Consider the following 22,404-nt stretch of genomic DNA (forward strand, 5'->3'; position numbering starts at 1 on the left):
GAGTGATGGGAGAGAATGTTCAAGAGTGGATTCTAAATGTTCAGATAAAGACATAAAAAAATGAGCGTATTTACATACACTCATTTTTACTACATTTTACTAAAATTTGCTTAACTGACTGGCATTACTCTAAATTGAGGGCTTTTTTAATGCGTTATGTTTAAATTAAATAATATCAAGAGATGAAATAAATTATGTATTAACAGATGGTTAGATGGTTAGATGGTTTTTAGTCTATTTAACTCTAAGTATTTAAGCTAAAAAAATTAATTTGAAATGTGAATAGGCGTAGGGAACTGGAACACATCACAATTATGTCCAGTGCCAATCCGATCGATGACGGCAAAGCTACTTGGTGCTTCGAGTGTCAGGAGAGGATGATGCCATGTTCCTGCACGATAGTTGACTCCTTGGCTACCATCAGTGATGAAAGCACATAGCTGTGTAAGATCAGGGCTGTGATCATCCAACGCAGGTGCAACTACCACTAAAAAAGCCTGCGCTTGCATTGGAATAAACGCTTGTGAGCCGTTGGGATGACGCTCCAACATCGAAATCGTAAAAGGCAATTCAGTGGTTTTGATATTTCTAAAGATGCTAATTCCAGCAACCGCATCACCTGAAATTTCTGTTTCCACGAGGGCATGATATCGCTCTGTATGTGTGTCATTGATGTGGAAAAAATCATGTCCAGTCGTGCAAATGACCTCTCCAAAAGGCGCAAAGCCTTCAATACTTAGAGCTTGTATTTTTATGCTATGTGTCATGTTTAGATATCTTAGTAAGGCATTTAATTAAAAAAATTGAAACAATACAAATAGGAAGCCCGAAGGCTTCCTATTTTATCAATATTGCAATTAAGGATGCATTTTCCCCCATAACCGTATGCGACTAATCCCCCCGTCAGGAATCATATTGATGCGGATATGCGATATTTTTTCATGCTTTAAAATCTCACTGACAAAGCAATGAATATGATCCATCTGCATGTCTTGTGCATCGAGTAAAAACGGCCAGAACATACTTTGCGGAATCAGTTGAGGGTCAGTGGCATCTTCTACATAGATCGCTTGTATGGAAACCTGCGCAGGGAAGTTGCCTTTAAAATGGGCAGTATCAATATCAATTTTCTCTATTGCACCAGATTGACCCAAAGCCAAAATACACCAGTCAAAACCTGGTGCACGGCGACGTTTAGTTTCCCAACCATCTCCCATATTGATGCCGCGACCAGGGTTAATTAAGTTTCGTGGATGTCCAAAATGAGCATCACTATAAGCAACAACACGTCCACCATTTTCTAGCGCAACGAGGTCTAAAGTGTTCGTACTATCTTGAATCTGAACCTGAACTTCACCATAGACTTTAAATCGCGCAATACCGCCGTCTGGATATATATTTAAACGCACATGGGTAAAAACCTGATCAGTTGAGACCTTCAATATATGGTGTTGGCTCGGGCCCAATACGGTATTGCCTAAGATATTGACCCATGCTGCCTGTGCTAGCTCTCCACTTGGTGCAAAACAGGCCTCAACTGATGCGGAAGCTGGGTAATTCCCAGTAAAGAATGTTGTATCAATATCTAAGGCTTGAATTCGACCAGCAACACCGAGTTGGATAATTGCCCAATCATAACCTGCATGGCGTTTACGACGCGTTTCCCAACCATCCATCCATTTGCCATGATCATCAAATTTATCTTCGACAAAGATTGGTGCATTAAATTGAAGCATGCGTTTTGCTTCTGCAAAAAAATCATCTGAACATTCAAGTATTTTTGCACCAATACGGTCATCTGCTAAATTTGTAAGTGTCTGTAATTGTGCAGGAATATCAAAACTAGGTGCAAGTAAAGTTGCCATATATAAAATCCATTCACTATTTTCATTTAAAACATATGCATTTAGTTTTCAGTGTTAAAAATTTAACATTTGATAAAAACAAGCATTTACACGTGTTTAGAAGCACAGCGTGTGCCAACTTTAGAATTTTTTATTGCTTGTTTGAAAAAATGGCATGCTTTTCGCTTTTTAGGAGAAAGATATTTAAAAAAACACAGGGGAGTTATAGATGGACATTACAATTATTGGTGCAGGTATGGCGGGCCTAACGACAGGGATCGCTTTGAAAAAATTTGGACACCAAGTAACCATCTATGAACAGGCAGAACAAATTTTACCTGTTGGAGCCGCTATTTCTTTATGGTCTAACGGTGTCAAATGTTTGAACTATTTGGGGCTAACCGAACAAGTCGAAAAGCTCGGTGGCAAGATGGATCACTTAGCCTATATCGATGGTTTAACGGGCGATGTTATGACACAGTTTAGTCTGTTTCCTTTAATCGAAGAAGTTGGTCAGCGACCTTATCCAGTTTCACGCGCAGACTTACAAAATATGCTCATGGATGAATTTGGTCGTGAGAATATTCATCTAGGCAAAAAAATGGTGAGCTTCTCAGAACAAGATGATCAAGTGATCACCCGTTTTGCTGACGGAAGTGAGGTTCTGGCTGATTTATTGGTTGGCGCCGATGGTACACATTCATTGACACGAGCGTATGTATTGGGGGAACAAGTTGAGCGCCGCTATGCAGGTTATGTCAATTGGAACGGGTTAGTCGACATTTCAGAAGAATTTGCTGCGGCAGATCAATGGACGACATTTGTAGGAGAAGGTAAACGTGTTTCGCTGATGCCCGTTGCCGACAACCGATTCTATTTCTTCTTTGATGTCCCTTTAGCAGCAGGCTTAGAAAATGACCGCACACAATATAAGGCTTTATTTAAAGAATACTTTAAAGGTTGGTGTGAACCGGTGCAAAAGCTGATTGATGCTGTAGATGCCCAAAAAACCAATCGGGTAGAAATTCATGATATTGAACCTTTTGCAGATTTCTACAAAGGTCGTGTGGTGATCGTGGGTGATGCAGCACACAGTACAACGCCGGATATTGGACAAGGTGGCTGCCAAGCAATGGAAGATGCAATTTATTTAGCCCGTTCTCTGCAAATCAATACTTTAGGCTTACAAGATTCATTGCGTCGTTATCAAAATAAACGTAATGAACGTGCCAATGAATTGGTACTGCGAGCGCGTAAGCGTTGTGATGTGACCCATATGAAAGATGAAAGTGTGACGCGTGAATGGTATGCAGAACTGCGTAAAGAACAAGGCAATCATATTATGAAAGGCATTATTAGTAATATTGTAGGTAATCCATTGGATTAAAAAATAAACAGATAAAACTTTAGCTTTCAGCAGCCAGTACGGGTTATTCGCACTGGCTTTTTTTTACAAAAAATTAAGTGACAAAAAAAGCCTAAATAATGGTTTTAGGGGTTCAAAGATTTTAAATTGATCTTAATTTCTTCCATTTTTTCCACCAAAAGATTAATCATGATCTGAGAAATTCGAGAGGTTTGGCGCTTCGATGCGACACATAAAGCGATGGTCAAACTGTGTAAGCCTTTTTCACGGATCGGTTTAAAAATAATCTTATTATTCTCAAGCAGTGGTAAAGCATCCATGTATGACATCAAACTGATACCTAATTGCTGTTGAACCAATGACAATATCATTCTAATGTCATTACATTCAATCTTTTGAATCGGACTAAACTTATGATGTTTATATAAAGTCTGTACATATTCACTAATAATGAGTGGATCACTCGGCAAAATATGCCGTTCATTTAACGTATCTGAAAGATAAATTTTATCCATCCCACCCAAGGTATGATGCGGCGACATCACAAAGCCCAACGGAATTTCTATAAAGGATAAAATCTCTAATTGGCTATGGCTTTTGGGATTTAAAATAATGCCAAAATCTAATTCTGCATCGACGATTTTTCTGGAAATATCTTCACTGCTATTCATGCTGATATTGAGGTTGATCCACGGATAGGTTTCAGCCATCTTTTGAATGCAGTCGACGACGAAACTGTCATTCAAAGCTGCAATAAAGCCCATTTCAATGTTTCCACGGTTTAAGCCTTGGATTTCATCAAATCGAGTTCGTGTCAGTTGATATTCTTTTTGCCATTTTAATAAATCGGCATACAGTAATTCACCCGCAAGCGTCAGTTTTAAGCCCTGAGGGAGTCGTTCAAATAGGGCAACCCCCAGTTCTTCCTCTGCCAAAACGATTTGTCGATGTACTGCCGAGACTGAAATAAAAAGTTGTTCAGCAGCTTTGCGTAGACTTCCAGTCCGTGCAACCGCCATAAAATATTCAGAAAATCTAGAAAAGGTAATCGACATACAAGCTTCAATCTCTATCGCGTGATTAGCGAATTATAATGTTATGCATTTTAAGCGATATTCATGCCAGCTTTATCAAATCGTGCAGAGATTAATGCTTATTGTTCTAAAAAACAGAACAATCTATGCAAATCATTCTAATAGACAGAAATGTGTTTAGATTTTAATTTCGACTTAGAAAATAAGGATTTAGCAAAATTTAAATAGTGCTAAATGCTAAAGAGATATTGAAAATGTCGAGATGAACTATGAATGCCATTCCAGTACTCAATTTATTTACCCAACCTCAGTGCAGTACATTTGATGCCAACGACTGGAATATTTTGGCGCAGCATTGGTATCCCGTTGCACGTGTAGAAGATGTTTCGACTGAACCGCAACAAGTGCAATTACTCGATGTAAAAATGGCGTTATATCAAACTGAAAGTGGAAAAATTCATTTAGTTCGTGATATCTGTCCACATCGAGGGGTGCCATTAACCAAAGGCTGGGTCAAGGGTGAAGACATCATTTGTCCATACCATGGTTTACATTATAACGGCGCAGGAAAGTGTGTAAAAATTCCTGCACAGCCTGAGTTGACACAAATTTCAGAGCGTTTTTCATTAACTAAATTTCCAGTCGTATTGAAATATGGATTGGTGTGGACCAGTTTATTTAACCGAGATGAATCTACGGCCAATTTTCCAGATTTAGACACGTGGGATACAGAGCCGCACCAATCTATATTGCCACCTTATGTAGATATTGGTGGTTCAAGTGGGCGTCAGCTCGAAGGCTTTATTGATGTTGCACATTTCGCATGGGTGCATCATGAGAGCTTTGCAGACCGTGAAAATCCTAAAGTACAAAAATATTCGACAGTACGTACGGACTATGGACTACATACAGAATATCTTAGTGATGTGAGTAATTATCCGCATGGCTTACAACATTTAGCGCCAGAAGATTTTTTATGGAAAAGAACGTTTGATGTCTATCCGCCATTTTCTGCAATTTTAACCATCGATTTTCCTGAAAATGGAGTGTTAAAAATATTAAATGCCTGTTGTCCTGTATCGCATAATAAAACCCGTTTATTTGTGCCTTTAACTCGTAATTTTGATACCACAGGCGATTTACAAGCGGTCTATGATTTTAATGCACAAATTTTTGCTGAAGATCAGGACATGGTGGAAAGTCAAAAACCTGAGGAATTGCCACTGGATATCAGTATGGAGGCGCATTTCGAAGCAGATCGCTCATCGACAACCTATCGTCGAATATTAGCCGAATGGGGGCTAAGCAAACGTTATACCGTTTAATTTTTATTTTCGAATAATTTCATTCTTGGTTTTCATACAAAAAAAGCGACTCAATCGAGCCGCTTTTGACTTTGTACATAAAGGATTAGTTTACACGTATCCATGTTTGGCTGCGTCCAAGCGCAGATACACCAATATAGCCACGACCATTCAAGGTCTTGCCGTCATTCGACATTTTGGCATTGAAACTATAGGTTTTACCATTTTTCGGGTCAGTAATTTTACCGCCGTCATAGGTATTTTTACCGGTATTTTTCAAACCATTCACGATTTGCACACCGAGTAGTGGTTTATTGTGGAATTTACCTACACATTTTTGGCAGTTTTCTGCTTCACCCGGGGTGAGTACATCAACGATTTTTGCAGATAAAACGCCCTTTGATGTTTCATTAAATTGAACTACAGATAAAGGTTTTTTGGTTTGGTCATCGATGGTTTTCCATTTAGTACCATGCAATGGATCAGCAGCCAAAGCTAAGCTAGACACCAGTGACAAACCGATTAGGCTAAGAGTTGTTTTTATCATTTTAGAACCTCTATTGAACATAGTAAGAGATGTGCATCCCTGATCTTCCAAAGGGTGGATACACAAGACTTGGAAAATTACAAAGCATCAGCCTTGTTGTCTTCAAGGGCTATATTCACAAAAAAATAAGTATATATTGTGGATTTTATATACTGATTTTGAATATGTAGAATCTGGATCGTGTAGAAAAATAGAATAAATGTTGAGCTTTGTTTATAACATTTGGGATTTGTATCACTTTTATAAATATCAAACGCTGTTTGAGCTGAAAAATTTAGAGCTACAATCCCAAAAAAAGCCGGAGCTAAAAGGCTCATTTAAGTTTTCAATTTTTGCTCTAATCATGTTGAATTACATTAATTTGATTTGAAGCAATAACGCTAAAGAGCTATGTATAGCATTCATATTTTACAATTAAATAAAATCATTTCATTCATAGATCAGTTCTCGTTAAGCTTGTGTTATGAATAATATGAAAATGCAGCTTGTTCACTGAACGAGATTAAGTGTGTATAGGAATCACGATGAAAAATTTTAACAACAAAGTCGCAGCCATTACTGGAGCAGGTTCAGGTATTGGGCAGCAGTTAGCCATTCAACTGGCTCAATCAGGTGCGCATCTAGCATTAAGTGATCGCAACCTTGACGGTCTTGCACAAACGGCTGAAATGATTAAGCACACCGGTGTGAAAATAATTCAGACCCAATTAGATGTATCTGATCGTGCCGCTGTCGAGCAATGGGCGGCTGCAACCCAAGCTGAATTTGGCCAGGTCAATTTGATCTTTAATAATGCAGGTGTCGCGTTAGCCAGTACTGTAGAAGGTATGCATTATGATGAAATTGAGTGGATTATGAATATTAATTTCTGGGGCGTGGTATATGGGACAAAAGCATTTTTACCGTATTTAAAACAAAGTGGCGATGGACATATAGTTAATATTTCCAGCTTATTTGGTTTGACGGCTCAACCGACTCAAAGTGCCTATAATGCAACGAAGTTTGCGGTACGAGGTTTTACTGAATCTTTACGCCAAGAATTAGACTTGGAAAATGCTGGAGTCAGCGCAACTTGCGTGCATCCGGGTGGGATTCGAACCAATATTGCAAATAGCGCGCGTATGAGTGACAGTATTCGTGCGTTAGGGATGAACCCAGATAGAGCCACGAAAGCATTTAATAAAGTGCTAAAAACACCGCCTGAAGTCGCAGCAAAAGTCATTTTAGATGCGGTAAAGCAGAATAAACGTCGAGTTTTAATTGGTAATGATGCCAAAATTATTGATTTAATTCAGCGAATTGCACCTACACGTTATGCCCAAGCCATAGATCTACTTAGTGGTAAGAAAAAACGTAAATAATTCAAAGATAAGTAAAAAAGGGATGATGCAACATGATCCCTTTTTTATCCTATAGAGCTCTTAATTTCGAATATTGAATTTTTAAGTTTAAATGACAAGAAAATCAAAAAATTGAGTTTTCGATTAAACAAAGAAGATGTAGTGTTCCATCTTCTTTGTATTGGCAATGCGTTTGGACATTATGAACTTTTAGAATCTTGAGTCGTTGTCATCGGTGCTTGTGTGGCTACTCGTTTGGTCAAAATGACATGTGCAGCGACACCGATACAAATCCCCCAAAATACTGAGCTTAGCCCTAAAAAATGCATACCTGAGGCTGTCGCTAAAAAAGTGATTAGCGCCGCATCACGGTTGGCCTCATTTTTCATCGCAACGGACATGTTTGTTCCAATCGCACCTAATAACGCTAAACCTGCAAGTGCGGCGACTAACTCTTTAGGTAATAGGCTAAATAACATGACAATACTGCCTGCAAATAAGCCGCCTAAAATATAAAAAATACCATTGGCAATACCGGCTATATAACGTTTTTCTTTTAGTTCATGTGCATCTTTGCCCATACACATGGCTGCGGTAATTGACGCTAAAACAATGGTAATGCCGCCGACACATGCGACAGCGAGCGAGGCAATACTGGTCGCTGTGATAATCGGCTTGGCTGGCGTGTCATATCCACTGAGTTTCATGATCGCCATCCCCGGAAGAAATTGACCACTCAGACTGACTAAGATTAAGGGAATCGCCAAATTTAAAGTTGAGTTCCAAGTCCAAATTGGGGCAATAAACTGCGGTATAGCGAGTTGAAAATTCACATCAACAGGATTAATTTTTCCTAATGAAAAACTCAAAACGACTCCAGTCAGTAAGACCCAAATCATCGCGTAGCGTGGCGATAGTCTTTTCGAAAAAAGAAAGACCAATAACATGCCAAAGACAATGATCGGCATACTATCTGTAGCAGTGAACAGTCCAAGCCCAAACTGAAATAAAATACCTGCCATCATTCCCGCAGCGACATCTTGAGGAATCCATTTTAAGAGTTTGTCAAAATAGCCGGTGATGCCAATCAAAAATATAACGATAGCGGATGTGATATAAGCCGCTATGGCTTCATTCAGTGAAATATTCGGAAATAGGGTGACTAAAAGAGCCGTACCGGGCGCTGACCACGCGGTAATCACCGGGGTTTTATATTTAATAGAGAGATAAATACCCGCCAGTGCTGCGCCAATAGAAATCCCCCAAATCCATGAAATCATCATGGCTGGGGAGACTTGGGCTTTTTGTGCGGCTTGGAAAAAAATAATTAGTGGGCCTGAATATGAAATCAGCACGGCTAAAAATCCTGCAACCGTTGCTGAAATTGACCAATCTTCTTTTAATGTTTTTAACAGGGGTGCCATCGCTTTTGCCTCCATGCGACTATGTCAATGAGCCTGTTGAATTAAACCAATGACGGTATAGCGTTTAACCTTGATCTCCACCACCAACAGGGACGACTGTTCCTGTCATATAAGATGAATCATCGGATGCCAAAAATAAGATGGCATTCACTTGTTCCTGAATTGTGCCATAGCGGCCCAAAAAGGTACGATCAAGAGTCTGATCGACCACGTCTTGCATCCATTGTTGTTCATTTTCCGTCAATGGCATGGCATTACGTGGCACTTTACGTGGCGGTGCTTCAGTCCCACCAGTGGCCACCGCATTGACCCGAATTCCATCTTTGGCATGTTCAAAGGCAAGCGCTGCAGTTAAGCCATTTATTCCCCCTTTTGAGGCTGAATAGGGCACTCGGTGAATTCCTCGGGTGGCAATAGATGAAACGTTGACGATGGTGCCGTGCTGCTGTTCAATCATCTGCGGTAACACGGCTCGGCAGCACCACATAGTTGGAAATAATGAACGATTTACTTCCTTAATGATTTCTTCTTCTGAAAACTCTTGGAAGGGCTTCATCCAAATCGCACCGCCAACGTTATTGATTAAGATATCAATTCGGCCATATTTTTCAATGGCTTGGGTAGCAACTGATTGAGCGCCTGCAAATGTTTCAAGATTGGCTTTAACAATAATGGCATCGCCATTATTGGCTTGAATATCGTTCAGCGGCTCTTCAACAAAATCTGAGAGATCTGCCAATACCACTTGAGCGCCTTCTCGGGCCACTTGTAGTGCGACTCCACGACCAATACCTTGAGCGGCACCGGTTACAATAACAACTTTATTGCTAAATCTGGCTTGTTCTGACATTAAACTATTCTCCCTTAATTCGCTGAGAATTTTTCAAACAAGAAGTTTGCAGGTTTAACGCCTTCTGTATCTAACCAGCCACGTACCGCTTCAACCATCGGCACAGGACCACAGAGATAAATATCTACATCGCCGTTGTTTAACCAATCTTTTTCAACATGACTGGTCACATAGCCTTTACGTTCATGCTGTGACTCAGGGTGAGCGACCACAGTACGGTATTCGAACCAAGGGAGTTTGCTTTGTAATTCATGGAGCTTGTCTTTTGCCACGATGTCAAAGTCATTGGTTACGCCAAATACAAGACGAACAGGTTGTTCAGAACCTTTTTCTTCAAGCACTTGTAACATGGACATAAACGGCGCAATACCTGTACCACCTGCAAGCATGACCACAGGGCGGACGACATTACGCAGATAAAAACTACCAAAAGGACCTTTGAAGGTCATTTTGTCGCCGGCTTTCGCATCGGCACTCAGGAAGGTACTCATTTTTCCTTCAGGGACATTACGAACCACGAAGCCTGTTAAACGATTGCCCGGCTTTGAACTAAACGAATACGAACGAGTTTCTTCAGTCCCCGGAATGCCGACATTGACGTATTGACCTGCCAAGAAGTTAATGTCAGGTTGACCTTCATCCAGTTGAATATCAAAGGTAATCGTAGAATCCGACATATTTTCAACACGAGACAATGTGCCTTGAAACTCATGAATTTCAGTTTTACACACGTCAGATGATGCACTGATTTGGAAAACAGCATCTGAACTTGGACGACATTGGCAAGCTAAAATATAACCTTGCTCAGCTTCTTCGGGGGTTAAAGCATCTTCGATATAAGATTCTTCAGGCATGTCGTAAGTACCCGACTCACAAAATGCACGGCATGTCCCGCATGCGCCATCACGGCAATCTAGAGGGATATTGATTTTTTGACGATAGGCTGCGTCGGATAGGGTTTCACCTTGAGCAACACTAATAAAACGAGTAACGCCATCTTCAAATTGAAGTGCAACATTATGGTTTGACATGGCTGAATATCCTTTTGAAAATCTGGTATAACGTGTCCTTTCAGCCAAATATCCTTCTGGCTGAAAGTAAAACCTTGCTTAGTGAAATAAGCTTTTAGAGGTGATAAATATCAATAACTTGGTTGATATAATCGTTTTTCAGAACAACATATTTGCTGAGGATTTTTGGCTGCTCACCTGAAAAATCAATTTCATAACGTGACATGCCAAAGTAGCTATAGTTGGTTTTGTAGCGGAAACTTAAGGTGTTCCAGTTAAAACGCACCGTTACGTTGTCGCCATCACGTTCAATAATCTCGACGTTATTAATGTTATGGCTGGTTCGTGTATCCGGCATCGTGGCAGATGAACGCTCGGTTTTAATGCGGAAGACACGGTCTTCTAAACCTTGACGGTCTGGATAATAAATCAAAGAAATCTCAGACTGTGGATCTTCCGTGAGGCGGTCATCGTCATCCCAAGCCGGCATCCAAAATGATGCAGATGGGGCATAGCACGCTAGCCATTCATCCCACTGTTCATCATCTAAAAAACGCGCTTCGCGGTAGAGGAACTGAGATACAGCTTCAATGCTTACGCTGTCTAAATGTGCAGTTGCATTCATGCGACATCTCCTTGTTCATTTGCGACTTGTTCTGCCAGTTCTTTTTCTTCAGCGATGGCATGTTTCATGGTTTTTAACCAATATTGATGCTGAGCAAGGTAAAGACCTTCATCTTCCGTTTTGATGCCACTTAATAGCGGTTTTAATCCAATTTCATTGGCTGCATCATCCGGTCCATGAATCCAGTGTTTTGAACCACGGCACATGTCGTTCCATTCCAGTTCAATCCCTGCATAACCTGCTTGGCAGGCACGGAATTCTTCTAAATCGTCAGGTGTTGCCATGCCTGAAGCATTAAAGAAGTCTTCATATTGACGAATACGACGTGTACGTGCTTCTGGCTCTTCACCGACAGGGGCGATACAGTAAATGGTGACTTCAGTTTTATTGACAGAAATCGGGCGTAAAACTCGAATTTGTGAACCGAATTGATCCATCAAATAGACGTTTGGATAAAGACATAGGTTACGTGAACGCTCGATCATCCATTTCGACATCGGTGCGCCGAATTTTTCGGTATATTCATCGGCTTTGCTAAAGTTTGGCCGGTCTTCTGGGTTAGCCCATTGTGTCCACAACAACATGTGACCACTGTCAAAACCATAAGAACCACCGCCTTGCTTGCCCCAAGAACCCGCACTCATGGCACGAATATTATCTGCCGCTTGTGCTTCTTTACGGTGCTGAGTGGTCGCTGCATAGTTCCAATGCACGGCTGATACGTGATAGCCATCTGCGCCATTTTCAGCTGTCAGTTTCCAGTTACCTTCATAGGTATAGGTAGATGAACCACGTAAAACTTCCAAACCGTTTTCCGACTGACCTTCGATCATGTCGATAATTTTGGTGGTTTCACCTAAGAATTCTTCAAGGCTTGGCACATCAGGATTTAAGCTACCAAATAAAAAGCCTTTATAACTTTCAAAGCGCGCGACTTTTTTCAAGTCATGTGAACCATTTTGGTTAAAGCAATCTGAATAACCCGCTTCGGCAGGGTCTTTAACTTTGAGCAATTTACCTGAGTTATTAAAAGTCCAACCATGGAATGGACAGGTGTAGGTTGCTTTATTGCCTTTTTTATAACGACATAACTGTGCGCCACGGTGTGAGCAGGCATTGATCATGGCATTCAGTTCACCATTACGGTTACGTGCAATGATAATGGGCTGGCGACCGATATGAGTCGTGTAATAATCATTGTTATTTGGAATTTGGCTTTCATGTGCCAAATACACCCAGTTACCTTCAAAAATGTATTTCATTTCAAGATCAAACAACGCTTGATCGGTAAATACTGAGCGGTGCAGTTTAAATTCACCAGTATCAAAATTATCGACAAGAAGTTCATCAATACGATCTAGATGGCTGGTGTTAATTACAGGAATACGTGGCATGTCCATTCTCCGACTGTCCAATGAGGGGATAGTCGCCGAGTTGTCAAACTTGGATGAGACAGCTCGGCTTCCTTTGAGTGAGTAATTAAGCGCTAGCGCGTCGACGATCAACTTCAGTATTTGGTGCTGCAGCTTGTTCTTTAACTAACTCAACATTAAAGCTAATGTGTTTAAACGGCTGGTTTAGACCACGACGTGCAATTTCAGCTTCGTCTGTGATATCAACAGCAGTTGCCACCAGACCATCACGAGTTGCAAAGGCAAAGTCGTCCCAAAGGTATTTATCACCTTCGATGTTGAATTGAGTGGTTAACTTGCGGTAACCCGGTGCAGAGATAAAATAATGTACATGTGATGGACGGTTACCATGACGGCCTAATTTGTCTAAAACAAATTGGGTTGTGCCTTCTGGAGGACAGCCATAACCAACTGGCATCGTAGTTTGTGCAACATATTTACCATCTTGGTCAGAAAGAATGGTACGGCGAAGGTTGAAGTCAGATTGAGACTTATCAAAGAAAGAATAGTTACCTAGGCTGTTGGCATGCCAAATTTCAACTTTAGCGCCTTCAATGATGTTGCCTTCGGTATCTGTTACTGTACCTTCAATAAACAGAGTTGGAATTTTATCGGTTTCCATACCATCATCCATACGAGCAAAGCCCACTGATTCAGGTGCGCCAGCCACATATAAAGGGCCTTCAATGGTACGTGGTGTACCACCTGTAATACCTGCTTTCGCATCAGCTTCATCGGCACGTAAATCTAGATAGTGCTCTAAACCTAAACCAGCGGCTAAAAGACCTAATTCGTTCGCTTGACCCGCATCTGTAAAATACTCTAGACCTTTCCATAGTTCAGTTTGAGTAATATCTAGATCTTCAATCGCTTGGAATAAATCACCCAATAAACGTACCACAACTTGTTTTACACGTTGGTCAACAGGCCCTGTTGCTGTATCTACGTTCATTTGTTTAACCAGAACATCAATCTCTTGACGGTTCATACTATATCTCCTTAAGTATGCATTTAAGTATGGGTGGCTATCACTCGATAAAAGAGGTCTTTGGCTGCCACGTTCCTTGTTTGGTTGTCTAACAATACTTTTTAAGTTGTTTCGTGTAGCAGCTGAAGTTTCTTTCAGGTATGGGCTGCACGATGTTTTTGATCTGTTGGATGGGATTAAATTTGCTTAATCCTGTCTATGTGATATACCTTAAAAGAATAAAATCTTCACGTCGAAGATCAAATTTGCATTTTATTATACTTAATAGGTATTGATAGCCATGGAACTAAGACACTTAAGATACTTTGTCGCGGTGGTTGAAGAGCAAAGTTTTACCAAAGCGGCAGAAAAACTATATATAGCTCAACCACCTTTGAGTCGGCAGATTCAAAATTTGGAACATGAGCTTGGAATTCAGTTATTTGAACGCGGTAGCCGTCCGCTTAAGACTACAGAAGCAGGCCAATTTTTTTATCATCATGCTTTAAAACTTTTGTCTAATGCAGAAGAAATTAAATCAATGACGAAACGAATCGGTTTGACAGAAAGAACAGTGACAATCGGTTTTGTGAGCTCTTTATTGTTTGGTTTACTCTCGAATATTTTGTACTTATTTAAACAACAACATCCACATTTAAAAATAGAAATGGAGGAAATGGCCACCACAGAACAAATCAAAGCATTAAAGGAAGGTCGTATAGATGTCGGCTTTGGGCGTTTGCGTATTTCAGACTCTGCAATTAAACGGGTTTTACTGCGTGAAGAACGCTTAGTAGTTGCCTTACACGCTAGTCATCCTTTGGCACAAAAAAAGGAAGGAGTCTATCTTGCAGATCTGATCGATCAACAATTGATTTTTTACCCAAATCACAATAAACCGAATTTTTCGACCCAAGTGCGTGGCATATTTTCAGAGTATGGTTTGGAACCTAAAAAAGTACGTGAAGTACGTGAATTACAACTGGCCTTGGGCTTTGTTGCAGCGAATGAAGGGGTTTGTATCACTCCAATGAGTGCCCAAAGTGTGCAATTAACACATTTAACCTTTGTTCCTATCTTAGATGAAGCCGCGATTAGCCCTGTATTTATGGCTGTACGTAATATGGATGAAAGCGAAGATATTCGTGGTTTATTTGATAGTGTTTATCAAGTATATGATTTAGAAGCGATTCCTTATGATCGTGCTGTGTTTTGAGTATGCTGTCGCTAGACGTTCAGATGAACTGCACATATGAAATGATCTATTTAAATAAAGCGGAATCAAGGGATTAATTTGTATTCAACTTTTTAGGTATACAAACATGCCTAATCGGTTTTGGACATTAAGCACCGACTTATTCATTGTGAAAAGCGAATTTTACAAGCTTCACAATTAGGAGGTGGGCTATGCAAAACCAGAAAATTAATATTAATACCTTGGTTGATGAAGCCAAATTTACGCCATTTCATTGGGGTGTTTTGATTTGGTGTCTTTTGATTATTATTTTTGACGGTTATGACTTGGTGATCTATGGTGTTGCCTTACCGTTGTTGATGCAAGAATGGTCATTATCTGCGGTACAAGCCGGCTTACTGGCAAGTACGGCTTTATTTGGCATGATGTTCGGTGCCATGTGTTTTGGCACACTGTCCGATAAAATTGGTCGTAAAAAAACCATTATGATCTGCGTCGGTATTTTTAGTGGTTTTACCTTCTGCGGTGCTTTTGCAAGTACTCCAGTTGAGTTTGGTATTTTACGCTTTCTTGCCGGTCTAGGCATCGGTGGTGTTATGCCGAACGTTGTGGCATTAATGACAGAATACGCGCCAAAACGTATACGCAGCACCTTGGTTGCACTAATGTTTAGTGGTTATGCCATTGGTGGTATGGCTTCAGCGTTATTGGGTGCTTGGTTAGTGCCTGTATATGGCTGGAAAATCATGTTTTATATTGCGATTATTCCATGTCTTGCACTGCCTTTAATCTGGAAATTCCTCCCTGAATCATTGATGTATTTAACTTCAAAGCATCAAACAGATACGACTCGAACGATTGTCTCAAAAATTGCCCCTGAACAAGTCCTCACAACAGATACTCAATTTGTACTCAATGAGGTTTCTGAAGAAGACAAAGCTCCGTTAAAAGCATTATTTCAACAAGGCCGTAGTTTCAGTACGTTTATGTTCTGGATTGCATTTTTCATGTGCTTATTGATGGTTTATGCACTTGGAAGTTGGTTACCAAAATTGATGATTCAAGCTGGCTATTCGCTAGGTGCAAGTATGATTTTCCTCTTTGCACTGAATATTGGTGGAATGGTAGGTGCTATTGGTGGTGGTGCTTTGGCAGACCGATTCCATATCAAGAAAGTACTAAGCATCATGTTCATGTGTGGCGCATTGGCTTTAATCTTACTGGGCTTTAACAGTCCGCAAATGGTTCTGTATACCTTAATTGCTGTAGCAGGCGCAGCTACCATCGGTTCGCAAATCCTACTTTATACCTTTGTCGCACAATACTACCCAACCACGGTACGTTCTACAGGTATGGGCTGGGCATCGGGTATTGGACGAATTGGTGCAATCGTTGGACCTGTGCTTACAGGGGCACTGTTAACCATGAATTTGCCGCATCAAATGAACTTCTTGGTGATAGCCATTCCCGGTGTTATTGCTGCATTGGCGATCTTTATGGTGAATTTGCAAGCGTCTGTAGAGGCATCTACTCAAGGTCAATCGCCAAAACTCAATACGCAAGCTATCAAAAATCCAGCGAATTAAGCCGATATTTAAAGATTTAACATTACCCCAAAATTTTAAGTTTCCAGGCCCTGATGCACAGCATGAGGGCTAGTGGGAAATTGTGACAAAAAATAAGGAAAGGGCATTGCCCAAATCGAGGTCAGGATGAAAACTCAAAAGCTAAATTTAGTCAAAAAAACCTTTAAAATTAAACCGATGATACTAGCTTGTGCAGTCGCGTTCCCCATGTGGACACATGCGGCAGTCAGCGAAGCTGAAGTTGAACAGTTGCGTGATGAAGTCAAAGCATTAAAAGCCATGATGCAGCAATATGTTCAGCAGCAAAACACTTTGTCGAGTGAAATCAAAGACGTAAAACAAGGATCTGTAGTTGCTGCGCAGAATCAAAAACCGACTCAAACACCGAGCCTGAGTTTAAATACCAAATCGGGCGCTGAGTTTAGCTTGTATGGCAATGTGCGAGCAGATGCATCTTATCAGACAGAAGGCGGCAGCTTATCTCGCCTGTATAACCAAATGAATAGTGTTCCGCTAGAAGGGAATGCTGAAAGTTCAGATCGTTTAAAAGCAACACTTGCTGCCACACGTTTAGGACTAGACTTTAAAACGCCGACTCAAGTGGGAGATGTAGGCGGTAAAATTGAAGTCGACTTTTTGGGTGCAAATGATGGACTACGTATTCGTCATGCCTATTTAACCTATGGCAATTGGTTGGTGGGGCAAACATGGTCTAACTTTGCTGTACCTGATTATATGCCTGAAACCATTGATGCATTGGGCTATGTCGGTGGTGCTGTTAAACGTACACCGCAAGTTCGCTATAGTCACAAATTTAGTCCAGAGACAAATCTTGTACTCGCTGCCGAAGATTCTAAGGATGACAGTTCAAACATGCGTTTGCCTGCATTAACAGCGCGTTTAAACCATAAAATGACAGATACGCTGATGTTAAGCGCACGTGCGATGGGTGCTGAAAAGAAAACGGATACGGATACAGAAACCGCATGGGGGCTTGGTCTGGGCGCAAAACTAGATTTGACGGATAAAACAGTGCTCAAGGCGGATTATTACCATGTCAAAGGCGACAGTAGTTTTGTGTCATGGACCAACCAAGGTTTTGTCACTAATGCGGATAAAGACATCATCGCCACCAATGAATTTGACTCGATTACAGTAGGTTTAACTCAACAAATTTCAGCACAATGGCGCGGAACATTGGGCTATGGTTATATGAAAGCAGATAACAATGCAGATTATGTCAACTCATTAGTCGATAAAACCAAGGCCAATAAAAACTTGTGGCAAGCATGGGCAAATGTATTTTACAGCCCTGTTAAGCCGATTAGTTTAGGTCTGGAATATGTCTATGGTGAACGTGAAGCTTTTGGCGCTGCACCAAATGGCAGTACCAAGGGTGAAGATAATCGAATCAATGCGGTCGCGATGTATAACTTCTAATGTCGTTACATGGGATTGATTAATTCAAACTGTAATCTCTGAATTTAAAATATCAACTGATGTTACGCAGTAACATCAGAAGCGCAATTTGATTCAAATAAAAGAAAGATCCGCGGTAAAGTCATCCGCAAGTGTTTGAGACAAGACTACTTCTCATCAAAAATGTTTTAGCGAGACTTTAAATAATTTGACATTAGTGAACGAGTTTTGTCGGTGAGGTGCATTGCACCGCAAGATGGTTTCCTTGCGAAGCTTTGCTTCTCATTTTGCCGAATGAGAAACAATGTTTCGTAAGAGTACCTCCAGCCGAAGGCTAATCCATTTATTCAATCCCTATATATAAGACTTCGTTAGTTTTAAAAGTTATTTTAATAATGCGAAATTACTTTTACGTGCGTAATATCAGATATCAATTTAACGAGAGCGTGATTGAAAGTATGTTCAGGATTTGACATCTAACTTTCCGACAATCTTTCAATGTGTACTCTCAATCCATACACGCCCTTGATCTTCACTGATTGAGGGCTTTTATCTTATTTAGAAACTTTTATTTTTGACTAAAAAATATAATTATCTGTTTTATTTCATTTAACAAATCATTTGAATATAAAAATACGAAGAAGGATATTGATAAAAATCATGAATTTTGAAATATTTTGATACATACATGATGATAAAACACACTATAATCCTTGCCGTCAATTTCGTTTCACTTAGAAGACGCAATCATGGATGTCCCTCAATTTTCCAAATATAACAACACGTCACTTAAGCTTTTAAGCCTGATGATGCTTACTGCATTGGCACAATATAGTGTTGCAGATAGCAATGTATTACCTGAAATAACCATCAACGTTGAACAAAGTTCAATGGATGAACAAATAAAAAAAGCACTAACTAAAGTAAATGGTGCAACCAATGCGATCGTTGCAGCAGACATTCAAGATATACCGAAGCGAACAAATGCTGATTTATTTAAAAATCAACCGGGGATTTACGCGGCATCTTCAGGGAATGAAGGGGTGAAACTGTCGATACGTGGCTCGGGGATCAATCGTGCACCGGGGGCGCATGCTTCAGGTTTGTATGTGACCTTAGATGATTTGCCATTTACAGGGCCAGGAGGAACACCTTATGAACTGCTTGAGCCGCTGTGGGTAGACCATATAGAGGTTTTACGAGGGGCTAATGGTTTAACACGTGGCGCATTAAGCTTGGGTGGTCTAATTAACTATGCTAGCCCAACTGGAAAAAATGCAGCAAAACTGTCAGTGCATCATGAAATGGGTAGCCATGGTTATCAAAAAAGTGAAATCAGCTCAGGACAACAAATCGGTGACTTAGACTATTATCTTTCCTTAACGCAAAGTGATGATGATGGTTATCAAGATCATGCCTCAAGCCAGAGCAAAGGTATATCGGCCAATGTGGGATATCAAATAAACCCTAACCTAGATACACGTTTTTATCTGCGTTACCGAGAAACTGAACACCAAACGCCGGGACGTCTAACCCAACAACAGATTGAACAAGATCCAAAACAAGCAGTACCTCTAAATATCTCGCTGAATAATAATCGTCCGCAGCCGGGAAGTCTTTGGTTGGCGAATAAAACCAATATGACTTTGGACTCAGGCGATCGCTTACAGTTGGGGCTGGCCTATCATCATTATCCGATGGATTTGCAAGAAGGACTTTATAGTACTGATGTTGACTATGATGATATTAGTACCTTATTTAACTACCAATTTGACCGAACGCTATGGGGGCATGAAAGCCAAAATACTTTAGGTTTTCGGAGTACCACGCATTTGCCAGATGGTCAGGTCGTTGAACGCTTGCGTGTTGCGCAAGGCGCCTATGCTGCGGGTACAGAAACGCGGCATTATACCTACCAAGGTGGTGACTATGTTTTACATTATGCCAATGCCTTGGCACTACACCCACAGTTTTGGCTCGATAGTCGTGTCGCATTGGCGTACACCCATCGTGAAAGTGAAGTGACATGGCCTGTGCAAAGCCATAAAGAAAATATTCGTGAATGGAATGTCCTGCCATCGCTAGGTTTTCGATATCAAATCCAACCTGAAACACAGCTCTTTGCCAATGTCAGTCGAAGCTTAGAAGCACCACATCCATGGGCTTTAATTTGGGGGTCGGATCAATACTTCCCAGATGGTAGTGGCGCAGCAACGGGACGCCAAAGTGCTCCGATACATTTGAATAGTCAGACAGCGAACACTCTTGAACTAGGTGGGCGTGGTCAACATGCACTGGGTGAGTGGAATATTGCATATTACTATTCACAGGTTAAAAATGAACTATTGGCCGTTGAAATCCAATCAGAGCCTAAAAAGATTATTGCTGAATCAAATGCTTCAGACACCATCCATCAAGGGATTGAAGTCGGTTTAAACAGTTCACTTTGGCAAAATGATACATATGGACAAGTTCAACTAAAACAAGCCTATACCTTGAATGATTTTCACTATAAAAATGATGCGGTATTTGGAAAAAATGAGCTTGCAGGAATACCTAAACATATCTATCAGGCTGAACTTAAATACGAACATCCTTTAGGCTTTTATGCTGCGGTCAATACACTTTATGCCGCAAAGGTCGCAACTGACTATGCCAATAGTGTCTATACAAAAGATTGGCAAATTTGGGGAGCATCGTTCGGTTATATACAACCGCAAAAACAGTATATGGCGTGGTTGGATTTCAGAAATATAGCTAATAAAAAATATGCATCTACCGTCACACCGGGTTATAACGATGCCGGCAAAGATCCTGCTCGTTTAACACCGGGTGAAGGTCGGGCGGTATATGCAGGACTGACGTATCATTTTAATTAAGCATCTTGTATTCAAATGCAGTGATCCCTTAAAAAGCCTTATTCTGCGGATTTAAAAATAAAAAAGGGAGCCAATCAGCTCCCTTTTTTTAAATCTTTGATTGAGTTGTTAAGCAGTACGAGGCATATCTTGAATACGTCGCCATGGCTGAGCTTCTTCAATTTCATACGCTAGTTCGATCAAGGTTTTTTCATCACCGACATCGGCTGAAATTTGCATACTGATCGGTAGTCCGTCGTTTTGCGTTTCTCCCATAGGAATCGACATACCCGGCGCACCCACCACATTTTGGATAGGTGTAAATGTCACATAGTTCTGTATACGCTCAAATAACTGGTCAAACGGTAATTGAGGTGACAAATAGCCAATTTTAGGTGTGGTATGTGCAAGTACAGGCGATAGCAAAACGTCATAATGCTTAAAGATTTCACGATATTGTTGCTGCATTTTCTTTAATCGATACAGAAATAGCGGGGTTTTATAAAAGTTCTTTTTATACAACTTCGATAAACCAACGGTTAAGTGATCTAACTCTTTTGGATTAAAGTCAGCGCCAAAGATTTTCTTGCCAAAGGTACTCAGTAAAAAGGATAACATCCCCCAATATTCACTAAAATCTTCAACAAAGCTTAAGGAAAAAGGTAATTGAAGTTCTTCAACATGATGGCCTAATTTTTCTAAGAGTGCTGCACTATGCATTAAGGTTGCAGTTGTTTCGCTATCTATTTGCCCTGTAATCGATTGCGGGACTAAACCGATGCGTAATCGACGTTTAGAAGGCCCATGAATCATGCCTATGCGTGGCAGCTTTTTATTGTAATAACTTGATTCCATTCCTGCATAGAAATGAGCAGTATCTCGTATGCTACGGGTTAGGACACCTTCACTGATGATATTAATCGGAAGAGAGCCTGCTGCTTCACTGTCATAAGTACGGCCACGGCTAGGCTTTAATCCAATCAAACCGCAGCATGCAGCAGGGATACGAATCGAACCACCGCCATCATTGGCATGGGCAATCGGCACTACACCGGCTGCAACGAGAGCTGCGGAACCCCCTGAAGATGCACCGCAGGAATAACTTAAATGCCAAGGGTTATAGGTGGCTGATCCATCTTTATATTCGGTGCTGGCATTTAGACCAAATTCAGGGAGCTTGGATTTTCCTAATACGACAAACCCTTGATCTAAGATTTGTTGGCTAATTTGAGGATTACGATCGGCTGGTTTTGAACCGATGGCCTTTGAACCATGGCGTGAGGGCAATCCTTGATAATCTAGATTATCTTTAAAGAAAAAAGGGACACCCGCAAAAAGACCATGTTCAACATATTGATTTTGCTCTAAAGCACGCTGAAAACAGTCCAGTTCAATGGCATTTAGATGCGGGTTCACTTGTTCCGCACGTGCAATGGCCGCTTGTGTTATTTCTTGCACGGAGGCTTCTTTAGATTTGATGAGCTGTGCAATCCCCACAGCATCTAGATCTGTGAGTACATCCGAACTAAAGGCATGTATGCGTTGACTGTGTTTTTGATCTTCCATGAACGAACCTATTTGTTTTTTGAATTTTGGTAAATGTTGAATGAATTCGTTGTTATC

The 22,404-nt window shown here is 40.7% G+C and carries 18 protein-coding genes; 7 read left to right on the forward strand and 11 right to left on the reverse strand.

Translation table 11 applies throughout. The annotated features are described in order from the left end of the window. Window positions 1-266 precede the first annotated feature (266 nt). Window positions 267-767, reverse strand: coding sequence for an ureidoglycolate lyase (locus tag FTU37_RS00005; protein ID WP_180109332.1), 501 nt, complete (start codon window positions 765-767; stop codon window positions 267-269). Window positions 768-857: 90 nt separating this feature from the next. After that, a complete protein-coding gene (gene alc / locus FTU37_RS00010) occupies window positions 858-1,865 on the reverse strand; it encodes an allantoicase (RefSeq protein ID WP_180123528.1) in 1,008 nt (335 codons plus the stop codon). Window positions 1,866-2,073: 208 nt separating this feature from the next. Here alc and hpxO point away from each other — a divergent pair, with 208 nt between their 5' ends. Beyond that, window positions 2,074-3,231, forward strand: coding sequence for an FAD-dependent urate hydroxylase HpxO (gene hpxO, locus FTU37_RS00015; protein ID WP_180050824.1), 1,158 nt, complete (start codon window positions 2,074-2,076; stop codon window positions 3,229-3,231). A gap of 104 nt (window positions 3,232-3,335) precedes the next feature. Here the strand turns inward: hpxO and FTU37_RS00020 are convergent, their stop codons facing one another. Then, complete coding sequence (locus tag FTU37_RS00020) at window positions 3,336-4,265, reverse strand: LysR family transcriptional regulator (RefSeq protein ID WP_078190745.1); 930 nt, start codon at window positions 4,263-4,265, stop codon at window positions 3,336-3,338. 248 nt (window positions 4,266-4,513) lie between these two features. Here FTU37_RS00020 and FTU37_RS00025 point away from each other — a divergent pair, with 248 nt between their 5' ends. Further along, a complete protein-coding gene (locus tag FTU37_RS00025) occupies window positions 4,514-5,569 on the forward strand; it encodes an aromatic ring-hydroxylating dioxygenase subunit alpha (protein ID WP_168379618.1) in 1,056 nt (351 codons plus the stop codon). 85 nt (window positions 5,570-5,654) lie between these two features. Here FTU37_RS00025 and FTU37_RS00030 read toward each other — a convergent pair whose 3' ends face one another. Beyond that, window positions 5,655-6,095, reverse strand: coding sequence for a DUF2147 domain-containing protein (locus tag FTU37_RS00030; protein ID WP_168379617.1), 441 nt, complete (start codon window positions 6,093-6,095; stop codon window positions 5,655-5,657). Window positions 6,096-6,619: 524 nt separating this feature from the next. On the opposite strand from FTU37_RS00030, the gene FTU37_RS00035 reads away from it, so the two are divergent. Then, window positions 6,620-7,456, forward strand: a complete 837-nt coding sequence (locus FTU37_RS00035) for an SDR family oxidoreductase (protein WP_180035226.1) — start codon at window positions 6,620-6,622, stop codon at window positions 7,454-7,456. Window positions 7,457-7,635: 179 nt separating this feature from the next. Here the strand turns inward: FTU37_RS00035 and benE are convergent, their stop codons facing one another. The 6 genes from benE to catA form a co-directional block, all read right to left on the reverse strand. Then, window positions 7,636-8,859 (reverse strand): benzoate/H(+) symporter BenE, encoded by a 1,224-nt coding sequence (gene benE, locus FTU37_RS00040; protein WP_180059845.1) that lies wholly within the window; start codon window positions 8,857-8,859, stop codon window positions 7,636-7,638. Between the two features lie 64 nt (window positions 8,860-8,923). Continuing rightward, window positions 8,924-9,709 (reverse strand): benzoate diol dehydrogenase BenD, encoded by a 786-nt coding sequence (gene benD, locus FTU37_RS00045; protein WP_180123529.1) that lies wholly within the window; start codon window positions 9,707-9,709, stop codon window positions 8,924-8,926. Window positions 9,710-9,723: 14 nt separating this feature from the next. Continuing rightward, a complete protein-coding gene (gene benC, locus FTU37_RS00050; protein ID WP_180123530.1) occupies window positions 9,724-10,740 on the reverse strand; it encodes a benzoate 1,2-dioxygenase electron transfer component BenC in 1,017 nt (338 codons plus the stop codon). Window positions 10,741-10,834: 94 nt separating this feature from the next. Further along, on the reverse strand, window positions 10,835-11,344 hold the full coding sequence (benB, locus tag FTU37_RS00055; protein WP_180123531.1) for a benzoate 1,2-dioxygenase small subunit: 510 nt from the start codon (window positions 11,342-11,344) through the stop codon (window positions 10,835-10,837). After that, window positions 11,341-12,738 carry a benzoate 1,2-dioxygenase large subunit gene (benA, locus tag FTU37_RS00060; protein WP_180027181.1) on the reverse strand — a complete coding sequence of 466 codons (1,398 nt, stop codon included), beginning with the start codon at window positions 12,736-12,738 and terminating at the stop codon, window positions 11,341-11,343. Before benA ends, benB begins: the two co-directional genes overlap by 4 nt. Window positions 12,739-12,823: 85 nt before the next feature. Further along, entirely contained in the window at window positions 12,824-13,744 is a 921-nt protein-coding gene (gene catA, locus FTU37_RS00065) for a catechol 1,2-dioxygenase (protein ID WP_180123532.1), read from the reverse strand. 280 nt (window positions 13,745-14,024) lie between these two features. Between catA and FTU37_RS00070 the strand changes: the two genes are divergently transcribed. From FTU37_RS00070 to FTU37_RS00085, 4 genes are all read left to right on the forward strand, one after another. Then, a complete protein-coding gene (locus tag FTU37_RS00070; RefSeq protein ID WP_168379609.1) occupies window positions 14,025-14,939 on the forward strand; it encodes a LysR family transcriptional regulator in 915 nt (304 codons plus the stop codon). Window positions 14,940-15,130: 191 nt separating this feature from the next. Further along, window positions 15,131-16,504: an MFS transporter gene (locus FTU37_RS00075; RefSeq protein ID WP_180004495.1), complete on the forward strand. Its 1,374-nt coding sequence runs from the start codon at window positions 15,131-15,133 to the stop codon at window positions 16,502-16,504. Between the two features lie 126 nt (window positions 16,505-16,630). Next, window positions 16,631-17,944, forward strand: coding sequence for a DcaP family trimeric outer membrane transporter (locus FTU37_RS00080; RefSeq protein WP_180123533.1), 1,314 nt, complete (start codon window positions 16,631-16,633; stop codon window positions 17,942-17,944). A gap of 728 nt (window positions 17,945-18,672) precedes the next feature. After that, window positions 18,673-20,802 (forward strand): TonB-dependent receptor domain-containing protein, encoded by a 2,130-nt coding sequence (locus tag FTU37_RS00085; protein ID WP_171525957.1) that lies wholly within the window; start codon window positions 18,673-18,675, stop codon window positions 20,800-20,802. Window positions 20,803-20,910: 108 nt separating this feature from the next. Here the strand turns inward: FTU37_RS00085 and FTU37_RS00090 are convergent, their stop codons facing one another. Further along, window positions 20,911-22,347, reverse strand: a complete 1,437-nt coding sequence (locus FTU37_RS00090) for an amidase (RefSeq protein ID WP_168379606.1) — start codon at window positions 22,345-22,347, stop codon at window positions 20,911-20,913. Between the last annotated feature and the right edge of the window lie 57 nt (window positions 22,348-22,404).

The sequence above is a fragment of the Acinetobacter sp. YH12097 genome (genome assembly GCF_013419225.1).
Classification (GTDB): Bacteria; Pseudomonadota; Gammaproteobacteria; order Pseudomonadales; family Moraxellaceae; genus Acinetobacter; species Acinetobacter amyesii.